Below are 17634 nucleotides of genomic sequence, written 5' to 3'. Positions count from 1 at the left end.
ATCAAGTATAATGGGCAAAGTGAATTTGCCTCATTATACTTGATTATATTAGCAATATTACTAATCATCCTCATCATCAATGCTAAATGAAGAGCCGCATCCGCAAGTGGTTTTTGCGTTTGGATTACGAATAACAAATTGTTCGCCTTGTATTCCTTGGACATAATCAATTTCAGCATCATGTAAATACTGATAGCTCATTGAGTCAACCAGAAGTTTTACTGAAGACACACCATCTGAACATTGCTGAATGACTACAGTATCGTCTTCATTGACTTCTTCATCAAAACTAAATCCATACTGAAACCCAGAACACCCCCCACCTGTTATGGAGACACGGAGGTTCAAGTTTAAATTATCTTCTTCTTTTATTAGCTCTGCCACTTTATCTGCTGCACTGACAGAAAAGTGAATGTCGCTGGTAGTTGGGGATATATCAATAGCAGCCATTTTAACTCCCGTTGTATCATATAAATTATAACTCAATTATCGAATAATTTGTTCAATAGTAGCACCGCCCAGACATTGGTTTTTATCATAAAAAACTACATATTGTCCTGGGGTAACTGCTCTTTGTGGATTCGAAAACATCACATAATGCTGATTCTCATTTTGAGGAGAAATCATGCAGCCTTGTTCCGCTTGTCTATATCGTGTTTTAGCGTAACAGGTAAGAGGTAAGCTATCCTTACAATCAGCTAACCAATGAATTGGGCCGCAAATCAGTCCTTGTGCAAAAAGCATAGGATGTTGACTTCCTTGTGCTACATATAAGGTATTAGTAGCTACTTCTTTATCGACAACATACCAAGGATCATCGGTTGAATTGTGTAAACCCCCAATGCCTAGACCCTGACGTTGGCCTAAAGTGTAAAACATTAACCCATCATGCTTTCCTAAAACTTTGCCGTCAGCGCTTTTTATTTGTCCAGGTCGTGCCAAAATGAACTCTTGTAAAAAAGATTTAAAACGTTTTTCACCAATAAAGCAAATACCCGTCGAATCTTTTTTTGCTTGAGTCACTAAACCTAATTTTTTTGCAAACTCTCTAATTTCTGGTTTTGTATAATCGCCAATTGGAAACAGGGTTTTTGCTAGAGCCTTAGGATCTACCGCATGCAAGAAATAGGTTTGATCTTTATCACGATCTTTAGCTTTGTATAAAAGTCCAACGTCCCCCACAATTTTATTTTTAGCATAATGTCCTGTTGCAATGTAATCAGCTCCAAGTGTTAATGCATGATTTAAAAAAGCATTAAATTTGATTTCTTTATTACACAATACGTCAGGATTTGGCGTTCTTCCTTTTTCATATTCACTTAAAAAATGCGTAAACACCCTTTGCCAATAGTTTTCAGAAAAATTAACCGTATGTAGTGGAATCTTTAATTGATTACATACAGCTTGGGCATCAGCAAGGTCTATGGCCGCGGGACAGAATCCATCTTTATCGTCTTGTTCCCAGTTTTTCATGAACAAGCCTTCAACTTGATAGCCTGCTTCTTTTAATAACCATGCTGCAACAGATGAGTCAACACCACCAGACATTCCAACAATAACTTTAGCTTTCATAAAATTAAGATACCGCTTAATATTCTAGGATTTAGAACCGTAGTGTGGAAAATAGATCACAAACTGCTGTTCTATAATAGTATTATTCGAAAAATATAACTCTTTAGGATACGACAATAATGCTGCACTTACAAGAAATGGTTAAACAAGGCCAACAAACTAAAAAGGTCACAATCAGCGAGAGGTTACCTAATTTTATTACTTCTCCCTGTCAGTTGGATACTACTTATCATGTTGAAGCTAAAGAAGATTTTTATTTAATTCATCTTCATGTTAAAGGTGATTTACTCATTCAATGCCAGCGTTGTCTGGACGAATTTAATTTTCCATATGATAATATGACTGTAGTTGCTGTATGTCGGAATGATGAAAGGGCAGAACAGATATTAGAACATTACGAATGTATTGTTTCCGAAAATTTGCAGGTTAGCTTGGAAGATGTATTAATTGATGAGTTACATCTCTATGCGCCTCAATTTCATCCAAGAATTGATGATTGCAGCAGTGAAATAAATCAAATTTTAGTGGGAAAAAATGAATTTTATTGAAATTTTATCTAATTAACACTAATATTCCCGCTTTATGAATGCAATTTGTTTAGGAGTAATACAATGGCTGTACAACAAAATAAAAAGTCACGCTCACGTCGTGACATGCGTCGTTCGCATGATGCTTTGACAAAGCCAACATTGTCTGTTGATGAAACTACTGGTGAAACTCATCTTCGTCATCATATGACTCCAGATGGTTACTATCGTGGTAGAAAAATTATTGACACTGATACTGTTTACGAACAAGAGTAATTTTCTTGAAAAATATCACCATTGCAATTGATGCGATGGGTGGGGATCATGGTTTAAATGTTGTGATTCCTGCCTGTATTCGTGCAGCAAAGAATGATCCTGATTTGAAACTTATTCTTGTTGGAGTACACGACAAGATTAATGCTTTTCTAAAAAAACAGGGCGTAGCATCTTCAAATCAATTTTCCATAGTTCATGCTTCTGAAGTAGTGGCTATGGATGAATTGCCGTCACATGCTTTGCGCAATAAAAAAGATTCCTCCATGCGTGTAGCCATTAATTTGGTGAAGGAAGGTATGGCTCAGGCTTGTGTTAGTGCTGGGAATACTGGTGCTTTAATGGCTACAGCACGCTATGTTTTAAAGACCTTACCTGGAATCGATAGGCCTGCAATTGTTTCTGAACTACCCACTATGAAGGGTAGAACATGGGTAATTGATTTGGGTGCTAATGTAGATTCCTGTGCAGAACATTTATTTCAGTTCGCAGTTATGGGATCTGCATTGGTACAAGCGGTAGCCAATAAGCCTAAACCTAAAATCGCCTTATTAAACATTGGCGTTGAGGAAATGAAGGGAAATGATCAAGTGAAGCGCACAGCTCATATGCTTGCTGAATGCGAGATTATGAACTATGTTGGGTATGTAGAAGGTGATCATTTTTACTCCGGAGAGGTAGATCTGGTGGTTTGTGACGGTTTTGTGGGGAATGTAGCCTTAAAAGCGAGTGAAGGCCTTGCAAAGTTATTTGTAAGTTTACTCATGGAGTCATTCAACAGAAATTGGTATACCAAACTTTCCGCTTTAATTGCCCGGCCGGCATTAAAGCATCTTAAGAAACGCTTTGATCCTTCTCGTTATAATGGCGCAAGTATGCTCGGTTTGAATGGTATTGTCGTAAAAAGCCACGGTGGTGCTAATGAACTAGGGTTTCAACATGCTATTGAACAAGCCGTTCTTGAGGTTAAAAATAACGTTGTAGATTTAGTACGTGTCCAAATAAATGATTTTATAAATCAGGGATTGCTGTTATGAAAAATGCTGTAATACTTGGTACCGGAAGTTATATTCCTGAAAAGCAACTTACCAATCTTGAACTCGAGTCAATGTTGGACACTACTGATGAGTGGATTGTTACCAGAACCGGCATTAGCAGCCGTAGTGTAGCACAACCTTATGAAACAACCTCCTACATGGCTTCCAAAGCTGCCGAGCAAGCATTGATTGCTTCGAATTTAAATGCTGATGAAATCGATTTGATATTGGTTGCTACATGTACTCCTGATCATTTTTTTCCAGGAGTAGCTTGTTATGTTCAACATGCTTTAAAAATGAAACGACCTATCCCTGCTTTTGATGTCGGTGCTGCATGTAGTGGTTTTGTTTACGTCATGGATATCGCAAAACAGTATATTACATCCGGTGCAGCAAAAAATGTACTAGTCATTGGTAGTGAAAGCATGTCCCGAGCAGTAGATTGGACTGATCGCTCAACCTGTGTTTTATTTGGGGATGGTGCTGGAGCAGTGGTTTTAAGTGCCAGTGATAAACAAGGTGTTATGGGAAGTGTGTTACATGCTGCTTATGATGCTGAAAAATTGTTAAATCTTAGTAATGCCACCTTTGAGAATCAACGTGCAACGATTAGCATGCGTGGTAATGAAGTATTTAAAATTGCCGTCAAAATTATGGGCGATGTTGTTGATGAAGTTCTAGAGGCGAGCCATTTGAAAAAATCAGATATTCAATGGTTGATTCCTCATCAAGCTAATATGCGTATCATACAGGCCATTGCTAAAAAACTTGACCTGCCTATGTCACAAGTCATTGTTACCATCGGTAGCCAGGGTAATACTTCGGCTGCTTCTATCCCCTTGGCTCTGGATCATTCTATTCGGACCAATCAGATTAAAAGAGATGAGTTGTTATTGATTGAGTCCTTCGGTGGTGGAATGACTTGGGGAGCTATGGTAATTCGTTATTAATAATTTTTTTTCATCAACATTTTGAATTAAATTTTAGTTCGGAGCTATTTTTAAATGGTAAAAACAGCATTTGTATTTCCTGGGCAAGGTTCACAATCAGTAGGTATGTTGGCTGATTTTGAGTTGCAGTATCCTATTGTTGTAAAAACTTTTGCGGAGGCATCAGAAGCAGTAGGTTATGATTTATGGAAACTTGTGCAACATGGGCCGGAAGAAAAACTGAATCAAACAGAACATACACAAGTCGCAATGCTAACTGCTGATGTAGCTGTATATAGAGTATTAATCCAACATGGTATTGCTCAGCCCATGATTATGGCTGGCCATAGTCTGGGGGAATATGCTGCATTGGTTTGCGCTGATGCATTATCATTATTTGATGCTGCATGTTTAGTTTCTCGTCGAGGACAGGTAATGCAAAATGCGGTGCCTTTGGGTTTAGGTGCTATGGCAGCGATTGTGGGCTTAACCGATGAGCAAGTAATGTCTTTATGCAAGGAAGCGAGTCAAGAACATGAGGTTGTAACACCTGCTAATTATAACGCAATCGGACAAGTTGTTGTTGCGGGGCATACTCCAGCTGTTATGCGCATACTCGGATTAGCTGAAGAAGCGGGTGCCCGTCTGGCCAAAGTAATTCCTGTAAGTGTTCCATGCCATTGTCCCTTATTATCTGAAGCGGCGGTATCTTTTGCAGAATATCTGGCTAAAATTGAATTCAAAAACACAAAAACAGATGTAGTAAGCAATGTAGATTTAAGCGTTTATCATTCGGAACAACACATACGTGAAAAGCTAAAAGAGCAATTATATAGTCCTGTTCGTTGGGTTGAAACAATCCAGCTCTTTAAAAATCTTGGCATAGAGCTTATTTTAGAATGTGGCCCAGGGAAAGTGTTGAGCGGATTAATTAAAAGAATAGATAGAAGCTTAAATACTATTAGTGTTTACGATACTATTAGTCTGGATCAACTTGAAGAGCAATTTGCATAATTCAAAGGTACAACCTTAAAAATAATTATTTTCTATCGAGGAATACATAATGAGTCTAGAGGGAAAAATTGCCTTAGTTACTGGCGCAAGCCGAGGAATTGGTCAGGCTATAGCCCTTAAGTTAGCGCAACAAGGTGCTTTTGTATTTGGTACAGCGACTACAGAACAAGGTGCTCAAGCTATTAATGCCTACTTTGATAAAGAAAAGTTATCTGGAAAAGGTCTGGTTCTTGATGTTACCAATTCGGAACAAATAGAGCAGGTAATTGGTGAACTGACTCATGAGAATCAATCTCCTTCAATATTAGTGAATAATGCAGGGATCACATCAGATAATTTATTACTGCGTATGGATGACGAGGAGTGGTATAAGGTAATTGAAACGAATTTGAATTCAATATACAAAATGTCTAAAATTTGTATTAAACCTATGTTTAGAGCACGATGGGGACGTATTATTTCTATTGGATCAGTTGTGGGTTCAAGTGGAAATTCAGGGCAGGTAAACTATACTGCAGCAAAAGCAGGTATCGTTGGATTCAGTAAGTCCTTAGCACAAGAAATTGGAAGCCGAGGAATAACTGTTAATGTGGTTGCACCTGGTTTTATTGATACAGATATGACAGCTGCTTTACCTGACATGGTAAAGGAGGAAATGTTAAAGAGAATTCCTATGCGTAAGCTAGGAGAGCCTAACGATATAGCCGAAGCTGTAGCATTTTTAGCATCAGATAGTGCTAAATATATCACAGGCGAAACAATTCATGTCAATGGCGGCATGTATATGGACTAAATGCACTTGCGTTATCTGTATAAATGAATAAACTATACCACTTCCATTTAACTTTGGTTGTTTGGGTTGCTTAAAATATAAGTAATTGATTAGGTTATAAAATGTATTTTGATTTATTAACCAAGCAAGAAAAATTAAGTGGAAGTAGTATGTTAATAACCCGAAATTTTTTTAAATTTCTATCAACCGAAAGAGGAAAATCAAGTTATGAGTACAGTTGAAGAGCGTGTTCGCAAAATTGTTGTTGAACAACTAGGCGTTAAAGAAGAAGAACTGAAGAATGATGCATCATTTGTTGATGATTTAGGTGCTGACTCTTTAGATACTGTGGAATTGGTTATGGCCCTTGAAGAAGAATTTGAAACAGAAATTCCTGATGAGAAAGCTGAAAAAATTACCACGATTCAAGAAGCGATTGATTATATTGAATCAAATTTAAATAAAGAAGAAGCATAATATTTGCTTGATCTCTTTCTCTCCTACATGTATGTGGGAGAGGAATGAGAATGTTTTACGAGGAGCTTTCATTGAATAAGCGGCGTATAGTGATTACTGGTATGGGTATGATTACCCCTGTCGGTCTTAATGTAGAAGAAACTTGGCAAAATATATTAGCAGGTAAAAGTGGTGTTGTTTTGGCAGATGAATTTGATGCCAGCGAATACAGCACACGCATATGGGCTAAAGTTAAGAATTTTAATATTGAGAACTATGTTCCACTTAAAGATGCGCGTAAAATGGATGTATTTACCCAATATGGCATTGCTGCGGCTGATGAAGCAATGCGTGATTCGGGCTTGAAGATTGACGCAAATTTATCAAATCGTATTGGTGTAGCAGTGGGTGCAGGTATTGGCGGCATCCAGACAATTACCAATAATCAGGATAAACTGGTGGCGGGCGGTCCCCGCAAAGTTTCTCCTTTTTTTATTCCGGCAGGTATCATAAATATGGTTGCTGGACAGATTTCAATTAGACATCAGCTCAAGGGTCCCAATATTGCTGTTGTTACTGCGTGCACTACTGGAACTCATAATATTGGTCTTGCTGCACGTATGATTGCTTATGGTGATGCTGATGTTATGGTATGTGGTGGCGCTGAAATGACCTTAACTCCACTATGCCTAGCAGGATTTTCTGCAGTTCGATCTTTATCTAAACGTAATGATGAGCCCGAAAAAGCATCTAGACCTTTTGATAAAGATAGGGACGGTTTTGTTATGGGCGAAGGGGCGGGCATTCTTGTATTAGAAGAATATGAACATGCGAAAGCTCGTGGTGCAAAAATTTATGCCGAACTGGTAGGGTTTGGTATGTCGGGTGATGCTTTTCATATTACTGCTCCTGATGATGATGCTGATGGTGCCGCTCGAGCGATGGAAGCCGCCATACATGATGCAGGTATAGATCCTGAGCAAGTTGATTATATCAATGCACATGGTACTTCGACTTATCTTAATGATTTAAATGAAACAAAAGCAATTAAGCGTATATTTAAACAACACGCTTATGATTTAGCTGTGAGTTCTACAAAATCAATGACAGGTCATCTACTGGGTGCGGCAGGAGCTGTTGAAGCTATATTTAGTATTTTAGCAATTAGAGATCAAATCGCTCCCCCTACTATTAATTTAGATAATCCAGATGAAGGGTGTGATTTGAACTATGTACCCTACACACCTCAAAAACGAGCTATTAATTATGTTCTTAGTAACTCACTCGGTTTTGGTGGAACAAATGGTAGTTTACTGTTTAAGCGTGTGTAAATGACATTTCCAAGACATAAAAAACTAACACTATATGTTGTACTGTTTTTTATGTCTTTTTTTATCTTCTTTTTGATTGCCTATATTCAAATTACTAAACCTATTGTTCCTAAGCAGGGTTCCCCGGTTATTATTACTCTAGATCGAACAGCCACTGCCTCACAGTTTGTAAAAATATTAAAAGATAAAAATTTAATCAGCTCCAGTTCAATGCTTCTCATGATGATTCGTGCTTCAGGCTTGTCTTCACAGCTCAAAGCAGGGGTATATCAAGTAACACCCGGTGAAACCGCAATGCAATTAGTTCATCGAGTGGTAGCAGGAGATGTCTTAACGCAAAATTTTACAATTATTGCAGGGACAACCCAGCAAAAAATTTCCCAAGATTTACTCAAAGCGGCTTATTTGAATTATCATCCACAAGATTGGAATTCAATCAAAGACGATCACCCGAATGCTGAGGGATTATTGCTTGCTGACACATACCAATATCGGGGTGGAAGCACTGGTAAAAGTTTGTTAGAACATGCACATCGTAATTTAATTAATTATTTGAATTTAAGTTGGGCCAACAGAGAATCAAATTTGCCCTATAAGAATCCCTATGAGTTACTAATAGCGGCCTCAATTATCGAAAAGGAAACCGCTGTTCCACAAGAGCGGAAGCTAATTTCCGGGGTAATGATCAACCGCTTAAATAAAAAAATGCCTTTGCAGATGGATCCGACCGTTATTTATGGTTTAGGGGCGGCCTATACTGGAAAACTATCTCATAATGATTTACTAATCGATTCACCTTATAACTCATACCATTATCGAGGATTACCTCCAACCCCTATTGCCATGGTAGGAAAAGAGTCATTAGATGCTGCAGCCCACCCTCAATTATCCAATTATTTATATTTTGTTGCTAAAGGGGATGGAACTCATCAGTTTTCTGAAACTTATCAACAACAAAAGCAAGCAATTAATCAATATAAACGGAAGGATTTCTAATGTTGTCTTCAACCGGGAAGTTAATTGTTATTGAAGGATTGGAAGGGGCTGGTAAGTCCACTGCGATAAACACGGTTATAGAACTGCTAGCAAAAAGAGATATCAAAACGCTAACAACACGAGAACCAGGTGGCACGGTTCTAGGTGAGATTTTGCGTGATTTGATTAAAAATCCAGAATACAGAGATACTTTGGATGATCGAAGCGAATTGTTATTACTTTATACAGCCAGAATTCAGCTTCTTGAAGAAGTTATTAAGCCTTCATTACGGCAAGGAATATGGGTTATTGCGGATCGATTTGAACTATCCACTATGGCATATCAAGGTGGTGGAAGAGGATTAGATCAAGAGATGATTAATCGTTTATCTTCTTTTGCACTGCATGGATTTAAACCCGATTTGACTTTATATTTGGATATTACTCCTGAAGAAGGAATGAGGCGCGTTAAATCCAGAGGTGAAGTGGATAGAATTGAGCAGCAATCGATTGATTTTTTTCATCGAGTCCATGAACGCTATATTCATTATGTTGAGTTGTGTGATAATACCGTAACTATTGACGCACGACGCCCATTGCAGGAAGTCAAACAATCCATTCAAAATGCAATGAATAAATTTATAGAGCAGCAGTAATGACTCACGTTAATGAACTGCAGAGCCTTTCTTCTCTGGATGAAAAGAAACGCTATCAATCACAGTGGACTCAGATTCAATCTGCATGGGTCAACAATCGTATACCTCAGTCGATGTTATATGTAGGATCGTTTGATCATGCCTTTAATGATTTAATCAGAAAATTAACTCAGTTGTTTTTCTGTAGAAAGAACCAAAATGAACCTTGCCTTGAATGTGCTGATTGTCAAATGGTTGCTCGCGGCGAGCATCCTGATGTGAAATGGGTTAAGCCAGAAAAAAATGGTGGACCCATTAAAATTGATCAGATCAGGGAACTACAAAGTTACGCCTATTTAACTCCACAGCGGGCTAAGCATCGGTTGATTGTAATTGAATCGGCCGATCGCATGAACACTGCTGCTGCAAATTCCTTACTAAAGATTTTGGAAGAACCCGCGCCCCAGACCATTTTTTTACTTTTAGCCCGGCAATTAAGTACCGTATTACCAACAGTTTTAAGCCGATGCCAGATAGTCCGTTTTGCTTCGCCTGATAGTGCATTACTTAATAATTTTTTACGATTGGCTGAGTATTTTCCGGAAGAATCTGATCATGCAATAATTATTAAACACTCTGAATCTATTTTAGGTGGAATAATTGATGTATTGGAACAAAAGGAGCATCCAAGTGCGGTTGCAGCTCAATGGAGTCAGTTTGAATTTGGCGTATTACTGTGGTTTCTCTATTTAGTCTATGCGCAGCTCCTAATGATGCAAATTAATGGGGCAGCAGCTGCTGGCCCCGCTATAAACCAATTAAACCATTTAATGCCTAAAATAGATTCCGTAACGATTTTTTGCCAAATTGACAAAATAAATACATTGCAACGAAAATTAAGCCATAATATGAATGTAAATCAAACTTTAGCATTAGAAGATTTATTGTTAGGACTTCATAATAAATCTAATATGTTTCCATAAAAATGCATACATAATTTGATTTTATAGGAAATCCAGATGTATAAGGGAGATCTATGATGGATACTATACAACAGATTAATTGCTCGTTTCCTAATGAATCGACTCTTTATAAGGCTTATATGCCTTTTTTGAAAGGAGGCGGCCTATTTATCCGTACGGACACGAATTATTTATTTGGTTCAATAGTTAAACTCTCAATTAAATTAATGGATGAAGATGAACTCCATGTAGTTGAGGGTAAAGTTATTTGGATTACTCCTAAAGGAGCGCAGGGTAATAAAGTGCCAGGGATTGGCGTGCAATTTATTGGAGAAAATAGCCGCTATGTATGTAATAGAATAGAGACCTATTTAGCAGGCATGTTAAAATCTTCCCAGTTAACAGATACCATGTAAGATCAATTCAATCTGGAAAAAACGTTCTTATTTTATACTGAATTGATCAAAATTTTATGAGGTCATTCCATGTTAGTAGATTCGCATTGTCATTTAAACTTTCTTGATCTAACTGATTTTAATAATGATATGACTAATGTCTTGGCACAAGCAAAAGCAAATGACGTGCAGCATTTTTTATGTGTTTGTGTTGAACTCAATGATTATCCCCACCTAGAACGTCTTGCCGCTGAATATCCTAATATCAGTATTTCTGTAGGGGTCCATCCAAATACGGAGCTGGACTATCCAGTTACCTCACAAATGTTATGTGATTTAGCACTGAATCCAGCGTGTATTGCGATAGGTGAGACGGGATTGGATTATTATCGAACCCATACGGAAGAAGCGCGAGAGATCCAGCGTGCCCTTTTTAGAGAGCATATTCAGGCTGCTTTAAAATCTTCTAAGCCATTGATTATACATACTCGTCAAGCGGCAGAAGATACCATAACCTTAATGGCAGAGGAAAATGCGCAACAAATTGGTGGAGTCATGCATTGCTTTGCTGAAAGTCTGGATATAGCATATAAAGCGATTGATTTAAATTTTTATATTTCATTTTCAGGAATTGTTACTTTTAAAAATGCAACTGCACTTCAAGAAGTGGCACGAAAAGTGCCTTTGGATAGAATACTTATTGAAACCGATTCGCCTTATTTAGCACCCGTACCTTATCGTGGCAAACAAAATCATCCTGCTCTTGTAAAGTATGTAGCTGAGGCAATATCTGAGCTTCGTAAAATGTCCTACGCTGAGATTGCTGAAATTACCACAAATAACTTTTATAATTGTTTTAAATTGTAGTGTGTGTAGTCTGGATGAATTGTCTGGGTGCAGCAAAACGGAACACGGGCTTTCCTTCTCGTCATACCAGGCCTCGCTTCATTGCATCCGGGTACATCTAGTTGTTTCTAATATAATTGAATGATGAAGTGAGGACCAATTAATGACTTTATACATAGGTTTGATGTCCGGAACAAGTATGGATGGTATAGATACCGCGCTTGTTGATGTGTCAAAAAATATACTACATTGTGGAATCACTAAAAAATACACTAAAGAAGTCAAGGCCCATATAGATAAGACGCTTTCTGGCTCAGATTTAAGTCTCGCTGCGATCTGTCAATTAAACACCTTAATTGGAAGAGAATTTGCGAATGCCGTTAATGAATTATTGCAAAAAGTAAAATTATCCCCCAGTGATATTTCTGCTATAGGAAGCCACGGTCAAACACTATGTCATAATACCAATTGCACTATTCCATATACTTTACAGTTAGGTTGTGCGCATACTATTTCTGAATTAACTGGAATCACCGTTGTTGCAGATTTTAGAACTCGGGATTTAGTGTTAGGTGGACAAGGGGCTCCTTTTGCACCTATTTATCACCAACAATTATTTCATGATGCAAATAACCATATCGCTGTAGTAAATATAGGGGGTATTGCCAATATTACATTTATTAATCCGAATAAACCTATTAAAGGCTGGGACATAGGACCTGGAAATTGTTTAATGGATGCTTGGATTATGAAATATCAAGGCACATCCTATGATAAAGATGGCGCTTGGGCCCAGCAGGGAGAGGTGATTGAACCACTTTTGGAAACCTTAATGGCTGATTCGTTCATTCGTTCGTCAGCACCCAAGAGTATAGGAAAAGAATATTTTTCATTATCCTGGCTAGAGGAGTATTTAAAAGAAGGTTTTCAACCTGTAGACATTCAAAAGACTCTCCTTGCATTTACTGCTAAATCAATTGCACATACAGTATTAAATGAAGAAGAACCGATTAAAAAAATTTATTTATGTGGTGGAGGGGCTCATAATCTAGCTTTATTGCAAATGCTTGCCCATTTATTGCCTCAAACCAGTGTTATGAGCATTGCTGAAGTTGGTATGAGTCCCGACTATTTGGAAGCGATGATGTTTGCTTGGTTGGCAGCTCAAGCGATTAATCGAATTCCAGTGGATTTACGTACCATTACTGGCTCACGACGCCCTGCAATTTTGGGAGCAATTTATCCAGTAACTAAATAATTTAAAAGAAAAACTTTGGGTGCGGCGCAGCAAAAAACCGGTCTAAACCTAAAACTTGCCCAATATTATCTTTTATATGTCTTTTATGTACTAAGAACGTATTGACAACATAAATACGTATAGGCTTAAATGTTGAATTTCAAACGGAGTGACCTTAAATTGAGCGCACATTATACAGATAAAACACATCAAGGAGCGAGCACGAATCTTGCAGCCGCTTATTTTATATTCTTCCTTGCCGCATCTTTTTATTTATATGAATTTATTTTGCAAGTAGCACCCAGCGTTATGGCTGAATCCATGATGAAAACTTTTGGGGTTACTGGTCAAGGGTTTGGGGTCATATCTGCTTTTTATTTTTATGCTTATGCTCCAACGCAATTACCAGCAGGTGTATTATACGATCGATATGGCCCCCGTAAACTAATGACCTTTGCAATTATTTTATGTGCCCTAGGGTCAGCTTTCTTTGCATCAACGGATAGTGTGCTCACGGCGTGTATTGGAAGGTTTCTTATTGGAATTGGTTCTGCATTCTCATTTATAGGGGTTTTGGTTCTTTTATCACGTTGGTTTCCTCCTTATTATTTTGCTATTTTGGCAGGAGTCGCCCAATTGATGAGTTCAGTAGGAGCTATATTTGGTGAGATGCCGCTTGCTTATTTAATTCAAGCAGTTGGATGGCGAAATGCAAGTTTTATTCTTTCGATTATTGGTTTCATTTTAGCAGCCTGTTTTTGGCTGTATATACGAGATTATCCACATCAAAAGAGTCAATCAGTTCCTCAACATTACTTGCGGGATGAATGGAAACGACTTCTTGCTGTATGCAAACATAGTTATACCTGGATAATAGGATCGTATGCATTCACTATATGGGCCCCCATCGCCGTGTTTGCGGCACTCTGGGGTGTTCCATATTTACAAGAAAAATTCCAAATAAGTGTGGTTGCTGCTTCTGGATTATGCAGCATGATTTGGATTGGAATAGGCGTGGGTAGTCCTCTTTTAGGATGGTTTAGTGATAAGATTGAAAGTCGTCGTATTGCTCTGATTATTAGTGCAATTTTAGGATTACTTGCAACGTTGATTCTCTTGTATTTGCCAGGCTTGTCTTACGGATGGACACCTTTTATTCTCTTTGTTCTCGGTTTAGGGGCAGGTGGACAAACGGTGAGTTTTGCCGTGGTCAAAGAAAATAATGCTCCTGATCTGGTGGGTACTGCTTCTGGTTTTAATAATCTTTCCGTAGTGATAGGTGGTGCCATATTTCAGCCACTAGTAGGTTATATATTACAGCACACTAACTTATGGCATGTAGTGAATGGGGCGCATGTATATAGTGTTGCGAGTTACCAAATTGCCTTAGTGGTAATGCCAATATGCTTTCTAGCCAGTTTGATCATTGCAAGCTGCATACTCAAAGAGTCTCATCCAGCACGTAAGAAGCATTAACCTTTATTTCCCAACTCATTTTTCACTTAAAAATGAGTTGGTTTGTTCTCAAGATCCTAATTCAAGGTTGCAAAAAGGATCCAACAAACTCGAGGGAGATGTGTCCTTTTTTTCTTTGGGTGCAAACCATAATAAAGCACATTTTTCTTTATAAAAAATATAACTTGCTTCATTTAATCGACTTAAATATTTTAGCTTTGCATAGGCTTCATAGCATCCTTTTTCATGGGCAACCCGATTAAACTTCTCGTCAAAAGCTTTCAACTTTGCGGCTAGAAATTTAGCTGCCTCTGAACCGGACCAGGAACTGGTTAAGAGCGTAGTAATGTTATTAGGCTGAGTAAAAATATGATCCTCAAAAGAGTCAAATAGAATGTCCCATAAACTTATTGCTTCAAAAGAACCTTTAATTTGTGATATGTTTTTAACAAATTGGCAAATTGTGGGTGAATGCAGCTGTAAAATACCTTTCTTTCGTGCTTCCTCTAAAAGGTAAAACTGAATGGAGTGAGCCCACTTACCATGCTTGGGGCCTGCACCTGCATCAGCAGATAGATAACCATTTTTTAGTAAAACGTTATTAAATAGGTCAGCTGTCAATTCACCATACAAAACGGGTGTATGCTGAGGGTATTGGAATTGGGGACTGGTTTGGAATTCTGTACTAATGTCACGAGAATCCGGGGTATTAAAATGATTTTTACTGCCCCATTCATCAAAAAATTGGCGTAAAGATTTTTTGTCGTGTTGGGTAAATGCAAAATAGGTTGATACAAATTCTTCCAACCCTTTGTATATAAGTTCTTCATTGCAAAAAAACTTCCAAATGGCAATCACATCTTCTTTGAGAGGAGTATCTAACTCTGAGTAACCCAGATCTAGTAAGCTTTGCTCGTAATTATTTGTATCTTTTTTGCCTATTTGTATGAGTTCAACAGTCATGTTTTTTATTCCTTTCAAATATGACCTAATGGTCCTTGCTTTAGATACTTAGATTGCACAATGAAGTTTGGAAGTAAAAAAGAGTTCTCTAGGTATTAAATTTGATACTAATCATTTATTGGCATATATGTCAAATGATTGATCTTATGGTGTTTAATTGGATCCGTGAATGCAATGATTATACTGTTTGATACCTAATAACAAGCAAAAGCTTTTATGCCAGTATAATAGCGCGTAACGTTCCAGCGAATGCCGGCGGTAAATGGTTGTCTTCACCTGGAGTAGGTATGTATGAAAGTGCCGGTTCAATATAGATATTGGGGATTAATTTTGCTTGATAATAAATTTGATACATTAATTCAGAGGAGCGATTGGTGATTCTATGGTTGAGCCAAGCAAGAGAAAATCCTGCACCTAACGAGTCACCTTCACGATTTGCAATAAGTCCAAATAAGGTAAAACCAGCACCAATAGAGCGGGTCATGGGCAAAACACTAGAATTATTAATACTCAATTGATAAAACGCAGAAACACCACTGATATCATATCCAGGATGCCGATACCATAAACGTTGGGAACCAAATAGATAAGCCCCTGTCGCTCCCATTTCGCAGAGGTTGTGTTGACGTATTAAACCGGTCTGATGCCATACCCCTATTCCTGCTGTGCCAGGGCGATGGTTTTTACCTATAGTCCAGGCGCCACCCGTTTCACCTACTTGAAAATAATTTCCATTGAATGTTGGTCCACTTAAACCGGTTTGTTTACCACTTGCTAGATTGCCATCATATATGCCGTAGGAAAGATACCATTGATCAATCGGAGCCCAAGTCGTAGTAATGCCGTAAGCCGTGTTCGTGTAGCCAGGCATGACACCATCTACAGCTGGGTTAATAAAAATTGGAGTATAAATTAGGCTCGTTACTGCAGGAATATTGGGTTCATCAGAGCGGAGAGGGGCAGGCTTGATTACATTATTAAAATCAAGGGTGGTAATTGTTTTTCCAATTCGTACAAACATTTTTTTATCAAAAAGTTCTTGCCTGTACCAAAGAGCATAAAGTTCTGATCGATTAAAAGGATACACATCAGGTAATGAGTTATATCCTTGAATAATGCCTGCTTGAGCATTAGTATTCTGGGCATTTTGTTGCAGAAACTGAGCGCTAAATAATCCTCCCTTCCATCCATTGAATTGTTCCGTGTCCACCGTAAGATCTAGTAAAAATACGCTGTTTGAGGTGATACGATCAGCATCCGGTATTCCTCCTGAAAACAACTTATTGGTGTCCCCAATCCAGGCCCCTTGAACCATAATTCCATGATTATCTTCAATACCTAGTTTTTTCTCTATATAACGTTGAATTGCACCCGACCCTGTAGTCACATTGACTGCAGCGGGGTTTGAACTGATACTGGAGCTATTAGGTACGGCCGTGGGTTTCGTTGCTGTGGGAATAGTTTCTGAGGTTTTTGCATTCACAATATCAATGCAATTTATAAGAATAAATAAGATAAAAAAAATTAATCTGCTCATAATTTTTCTTTTAAAAGCATTAATATACATCCATTTATAACATCATTCACCATATACTTTTCTAAACTTAGATTCAATATTTTCTGGCCTAAAACCAACCTTAATACCGTGAAACAAATACCTACAACTAATTTTCTCAAAGAGTCTTATTAAAAAAAGATGAAGCAGTTTTTAATCATTTAAAGACAGTAACGGTTACAAAAAATGTATCGAATTCTTAATTAGACAGATTGAAAGTAGGAACATATTCCTTTTGAAAGAAATTTTTAAGCTTGCAGTTTAAATGGTCCACAAGCTTAAAAAGATTATATTGCTAACAGCCAGCTCCAGATACCAGTATTGCTGCTGCAAGTTGGTCTTGGTTTAGGGTATAAGTTTTATTGGGGACAATATCGACCCAGTTCGTAAGTAAATCAGGCTCTTTTTTATCAGTTGACCAGACAAGCACTCTGAAGTAATGGGCTTGATTAGGTAGACCGAGCGGGATTTGACCTTGTTGCGAGAGAATAATTATGGAACTTAAGTCTAATTTGAAACCATTGACAATGGCTCTATTACTCTCCTGAATGGCCTCAGCGGATGCTTTCCATTGTACTGCAATTTTACCTTGATTGTTTTTTGTAGGGTAATTTGTTTTATTATCAAGCACAATTTGAGTAGCTAAGGCCGTTGAAGCCATAAAGTACAAGCATAAATAAACTAAAATTTTATTCATTTA

20 protein-coding genes are annotated in these 17634 nt (G+C 37.9%); 15 read left to right on the top strand and 5 right to left on the bottom strand.

What is annotated here, in order from left to right:
- Window positions 1-60: 60 nt before the first annotated feature.
- Complete coding sequence (erpA, locus tag ACWTE2_RS01505) at window positions 61-450, bottom strand: iron-sulfur cluster insertion protein ErpA (protein ID WP_182390809.1); 390 nt, start codon at window positions 448-450, stop codon at window positions 61-63.
- Between the two features lie 36 nt (window positions 451-486).
- Entirely contained in the window at window positions 487-1572 is a 1086-nt protein-coding gene (mnmA, locus tag ACWTE2_RS01500) for a tRNA 2-thiouridine(34) synthase MnmA (protein WP_454783854.1), read from the bottom strand.
- A gap of 119 nt (window positions 1573-1691) precedes the next feature.
- Between mnmA and ACWTE2_RS01495 the strand changes: the two genes are divergently transcribed.
- The 15 genes from ACWTE2_RS01495 (at window position 1692) to ACWTE2_RS01425 (ending at window position 14437) form a co-directional block, all read left to right on the top strand.
- The gene (locus ACWTE2_RS01495) at window positions 1692-2120 is read left to right on the top strand and encodes a YceD family protein (protein WP_454783853.1); all 429 of its coding nucleotides are present in this window, start codon (window positions 1692-1694) and stop codon (window positions 2118-2120) included.
- A 63-nt stretch (window positions 2121-2183) separates the two neighbouring features.
- Entirely contained in the window at window positions 2184-2375 is a 192-nt protein-coding gene (gene rpmF, locus ACWTE2_RS01490; RefSeq protein WP_028380381.1) for a 50S ribosomal protein L32, read from the top strand.
- Window positions 2376-2380: 5 nt separating this feature from the next.
- On the top strand, window positions 2381-3409 hold the full coding sequence (gene plsX, locus ACWTE2_RS01485) for a phosphate acyltransferase PlsX (protein ID WP_454783852.1): 1029 nt from the start codon (window positions 2381-2383) through the stop codon (window positions 3407-3409).
- Window positions 3406-4359, top strand: coding sequence for a beta-ketoacyl-ACP synthase III (locus ACWTE2_RS01480; protein ID WP_182390805.1), 954 nt, complete (start codon window positions 3406-3408; stop codon window positions 4357-4359). The genes plsX and ACWTE2_RS01480 overlap by 4 nt, the downstream gene beginning before the upstream one ends.
- Before the next feature lie 54 nt (window positions 4360-4413).
- Window positions 4414-5352: an ACP S-malonyltransferase gene (fabD, locus tag ACWTE2_RS01475; protein WP_182390804.1), complete on the top strand. Its 939-nt coding sequence runs from the start codon at window positions 4414-4416 to the stop codon at window positions 5350-5352.
- Between the two features lie 46 nt (window positions 5353-5398).
- A complete protein-coding gene (gene fabG, locus ACWTE2_RS01470) occupies window positions 5399-6145 on the top strand; it encodes a 3-oxoacyl-ACP reductase FabG (RefSeq protein ID WP_454784426.1) in 747 nt (248 codons plus the stop codon).
- A gap of 207 nt (window positions 6146-6352) precedes the next feature.
- On the top strand, window positions 6353-6601 hold the full coding sequence (acpP, locus tag ACWTE2_RS01465; RefSeq protein WP_003631752.1) for an acyl carrier protein: 249 nt from the start codon (window positions 6353-6355) through the stop codon (window positions 6599-6601).
- A 71-nt stretch (window positions 6602-6672) separates the two neighbouring features.
- Complete coding sequence (fabF, locus tag ACWTE2_RS01460; RefSeq protein ID WP_454784425.1) at window positions 6673-7911, top strand: beta-ketoacyl-ACP synthase II; 1239 nt, start codon at window positions 6673-6675, stop codon at window positions 7909-7911.
- Window positions 7912-8907 (top strand): endolytic transglycosylase MltG, encoded by a 996-nt coding sequence (mltG, locus tag ACWTE2_RS01455; protein WP_454783851.1) that lies wholly within the window; start codon window positions 7912-7914, stop codon window positions 8905-8907.
- Window positions 8907-9542, top strand: a complete 636-nt coding sequence (gene tmk, locus ACWTE2_RS01450; RefSeq protein WP_454783850.1) for a dTMP kinase — start codon at window positions 8907-8909, stop codon at window positions 9540-9542. The genes mltG and tmk overlap by 1 nt, the downstream gene beginning before the upstream one ends.
- Entirely contained in the window at window positions 9542-10504 is a 963-nt protein-coding gene (locus ACWTE2_RS01445; protein WP_454783849.1) for a DNA polymerase III subunit, read from the top strand. The genes tmk and ACWTE2_RS01445 overlap by 1 nt, the downstream gene beginning before the upstream one ends.
- Window positions 10505-10560: 56 nt before the next feature.
- Window positions 10561-10899, top strand: coding sequence for a PilZ domain-containing protein (locus ACWTE2_RS01440; protein WP_454784424.1), 339 nt, complete (start codon window positions 10561-10563; stop codon window positions 10897-10899).
- A gap of 69 nt (window positions 10900-10968) precedes the next feature.
- A complete protein-coding gene (locus tag ACWTE2_RS01435) occupies window positions 10969-11745 on the top strand; it encodes a TatD family hydrolase (protein WP_454783848.1) in 777 nt (258 codons plus the stop codon).
- Between the two features lie 142 nt (window positions 11746-11887).
- Entirely contained in the window at window positions 11888-12982 is a 1095-nt protein-coding gene (locus tag ACWTE2_RS01430) for an anhydro-N-acetylmuramic acid kinase (RefSeq protein ID WP_454783847.1), read from the top strand.
- A 159-nt stretch (window positions 12983-13141) separates the two neighbouring features.
- Window positions 13142-14437, top strand: a complete 1296-nt coding sequence (locus tag ACWTE2_RS01425; RefSeq protein ID WP_454783846.1) for an MFS transporter — start codon at window positions 13142-13144, stop codon at window positions 14435-14437.
- A gap of 48 nt (window positions 14438-14485) precedes the next feature.
- On the opposite strand, the gene ACWTE2_RS01420 is transcribed toward ACWTE2_RS01425, so the two are convergent.
- The 3 genes from ACWTE2_RS01420 to ACWTE2_RS01410 form a co-directional block, all read right to left on the bottom strand.
- Window positions 14486-15379: a LirA/MavJ family T4SS effector gene (locus tag ACWTE2_RS01420; protein ID WP_454783845.1), complete on the bottom strand. Its 894-nt coding sequence runs from the start codon at window positions 15377-15379 to the stop codon at window positions 14486-14488.
- Between the two features lie 214 nt (window positions 15380-15593).
- Window positions 15594-16916 (bottom strand): carbohydrate porin, encoded by a 1323-nt coding sequence (locus ACWTE2_RS01415; RefSeq protein ID WP_454783844.1) that lies wholly within the window; start codon window positions 16914-16916, stop codon window positions 15594-15596.
- 313 nt (window positions 16917-17229) lie between these two features.
- The gene (locus ACWTE2_RS01410) at window positions 17230-17631 is read right to left on the bottom strand and encodes a hypothetical protein (RefSeq protein ID WP_454783843.1); all 402 of its coding nucleotides are present in this window, start codon (window positions 17629-17631) and stop codon (window positions 17230-17232) included.
- Between the last annotated feature and the right edge of the window lie 3 nt (window positions 17632-17634).

It is taken from the genome of Legionella nigrisilvae (assembly GCF_977063395.2).
Note: the sequence above shows the minus strand (reverse complement) of the source record. Positions and strands in the feature narration are given on the sequence as shown.

Excerpts from the sequence above, each read along its gene's own strand:
- ACWTE2_RS01430 (WP_454783847.1), top strand. The coding sequence starts at position 11,888 with ATGACTTTATACATAGGTTTGATGTCCGGAACAAGTATGGATGGTATA.
- ACWTE2_RS01440 (WP_454784424.1), top strand. The coding sequence starts at position 10,561 with ATGGATACTATACAACAGATTAATTGCTCGTTTCCTAATGAATCGACT.
- fabD (WP_182390804.1), top strand. The coding sequence starts at position 4,414 with ATGGTAAAAACAGCATTTGTATTTCCTGGGCAAGGTTCACAATCAGTA.
- ACWTE2_RS01410 (WP_454783843.1), bottom strand. The coding sequence starts at position 17,631 with ATGAATAAAATTTTAGTTTATTTATGCTTGTACTTTATGGCTTCAACG.
- ACWTE2_RS01480 (WP_182390805.1), top strand. The coding sequence starts at position 3,406 with ATGAAAAATGCTGTAATACTTGGTACCGGAAGTTATATTCCTGAAAAG.
- mnmA (WP_454783854.1), bottom strand. The coding sequence starts at position 1,572 with ATGAAAGCTAAAGTTATTGTTGGAATGTCTGGTGGTGTTGACTCATCT.
- tmk (WP_454783850.1), top strand. The coding sequence starts at position 8,907 with ATGTTGTCTTCAACCGGGAAGTTAATTGTTATTGAAGGATTGGAAGGG.
- erpA (WP_182390809.1), bottom strand. The coding sequence starts at position 450 with ATGGCTGCTATTGATATATCCCCAACTACCAGCGACATTCACTTTTCT.
- ACWTE2_RS01415 (WP_454783844.1), bottom strand. The coding sequence starts at position 16,916 with ATGAGCAGATTAATTTTTTTTATCTTATTTATTCTTATAAATTGCATT.
- mltG (WP_454783851.1), top strand. The coding sequence starts at position 7,912 with ATGACATTTCCAAGACATAAAAAACTAACACTATATGTTGTACTGTTT.
- ACWTE2_RS01420 (WP_454783845.1), bottom strand. The coding sequence starts at position 15,379 with ATGACTGTTGAACTCATACAAATAGGCAAAAAAGATACAAATAATTAC.
- ACWTE2_RS01495 (WP_454783853.1), top strand. The coding sequence starts at position 1,692 with ATGCTGCACTTACAAGAAATGGTTAAACAAGGCCAACAAACTAAAAAG.
- ACWTE2_RS01435 (WP_454783848.1), top strand. The coding sequence starts at position 10,969 with ATGTTAGTAGATTCGCATTGTCATTTAAACTTTCTTGATCTAACTGAT.
- acpP (WP_003631752.1), top strand. The coding sequence starts at position 6,353 with ATGAGTACAGTTGAAGAGCGTGTTCGCAAAATTGTTGTTGAACAACTA.
- rpmF (WP_028380381.1), top strand. The coding sequence starts at position 2,184 with ATGGCTGTACAACAAAATAAAAAGTCACGCTCACGTCGTGACATGCGT.
- ACWTE2_RS01445 (WP_454783849.1), top strand. The coding sequence starts at position 9,542 with ATGACTCACGTTAATGAACTGCAGAGCCTTTCTTCTCTGGATGAAAAG.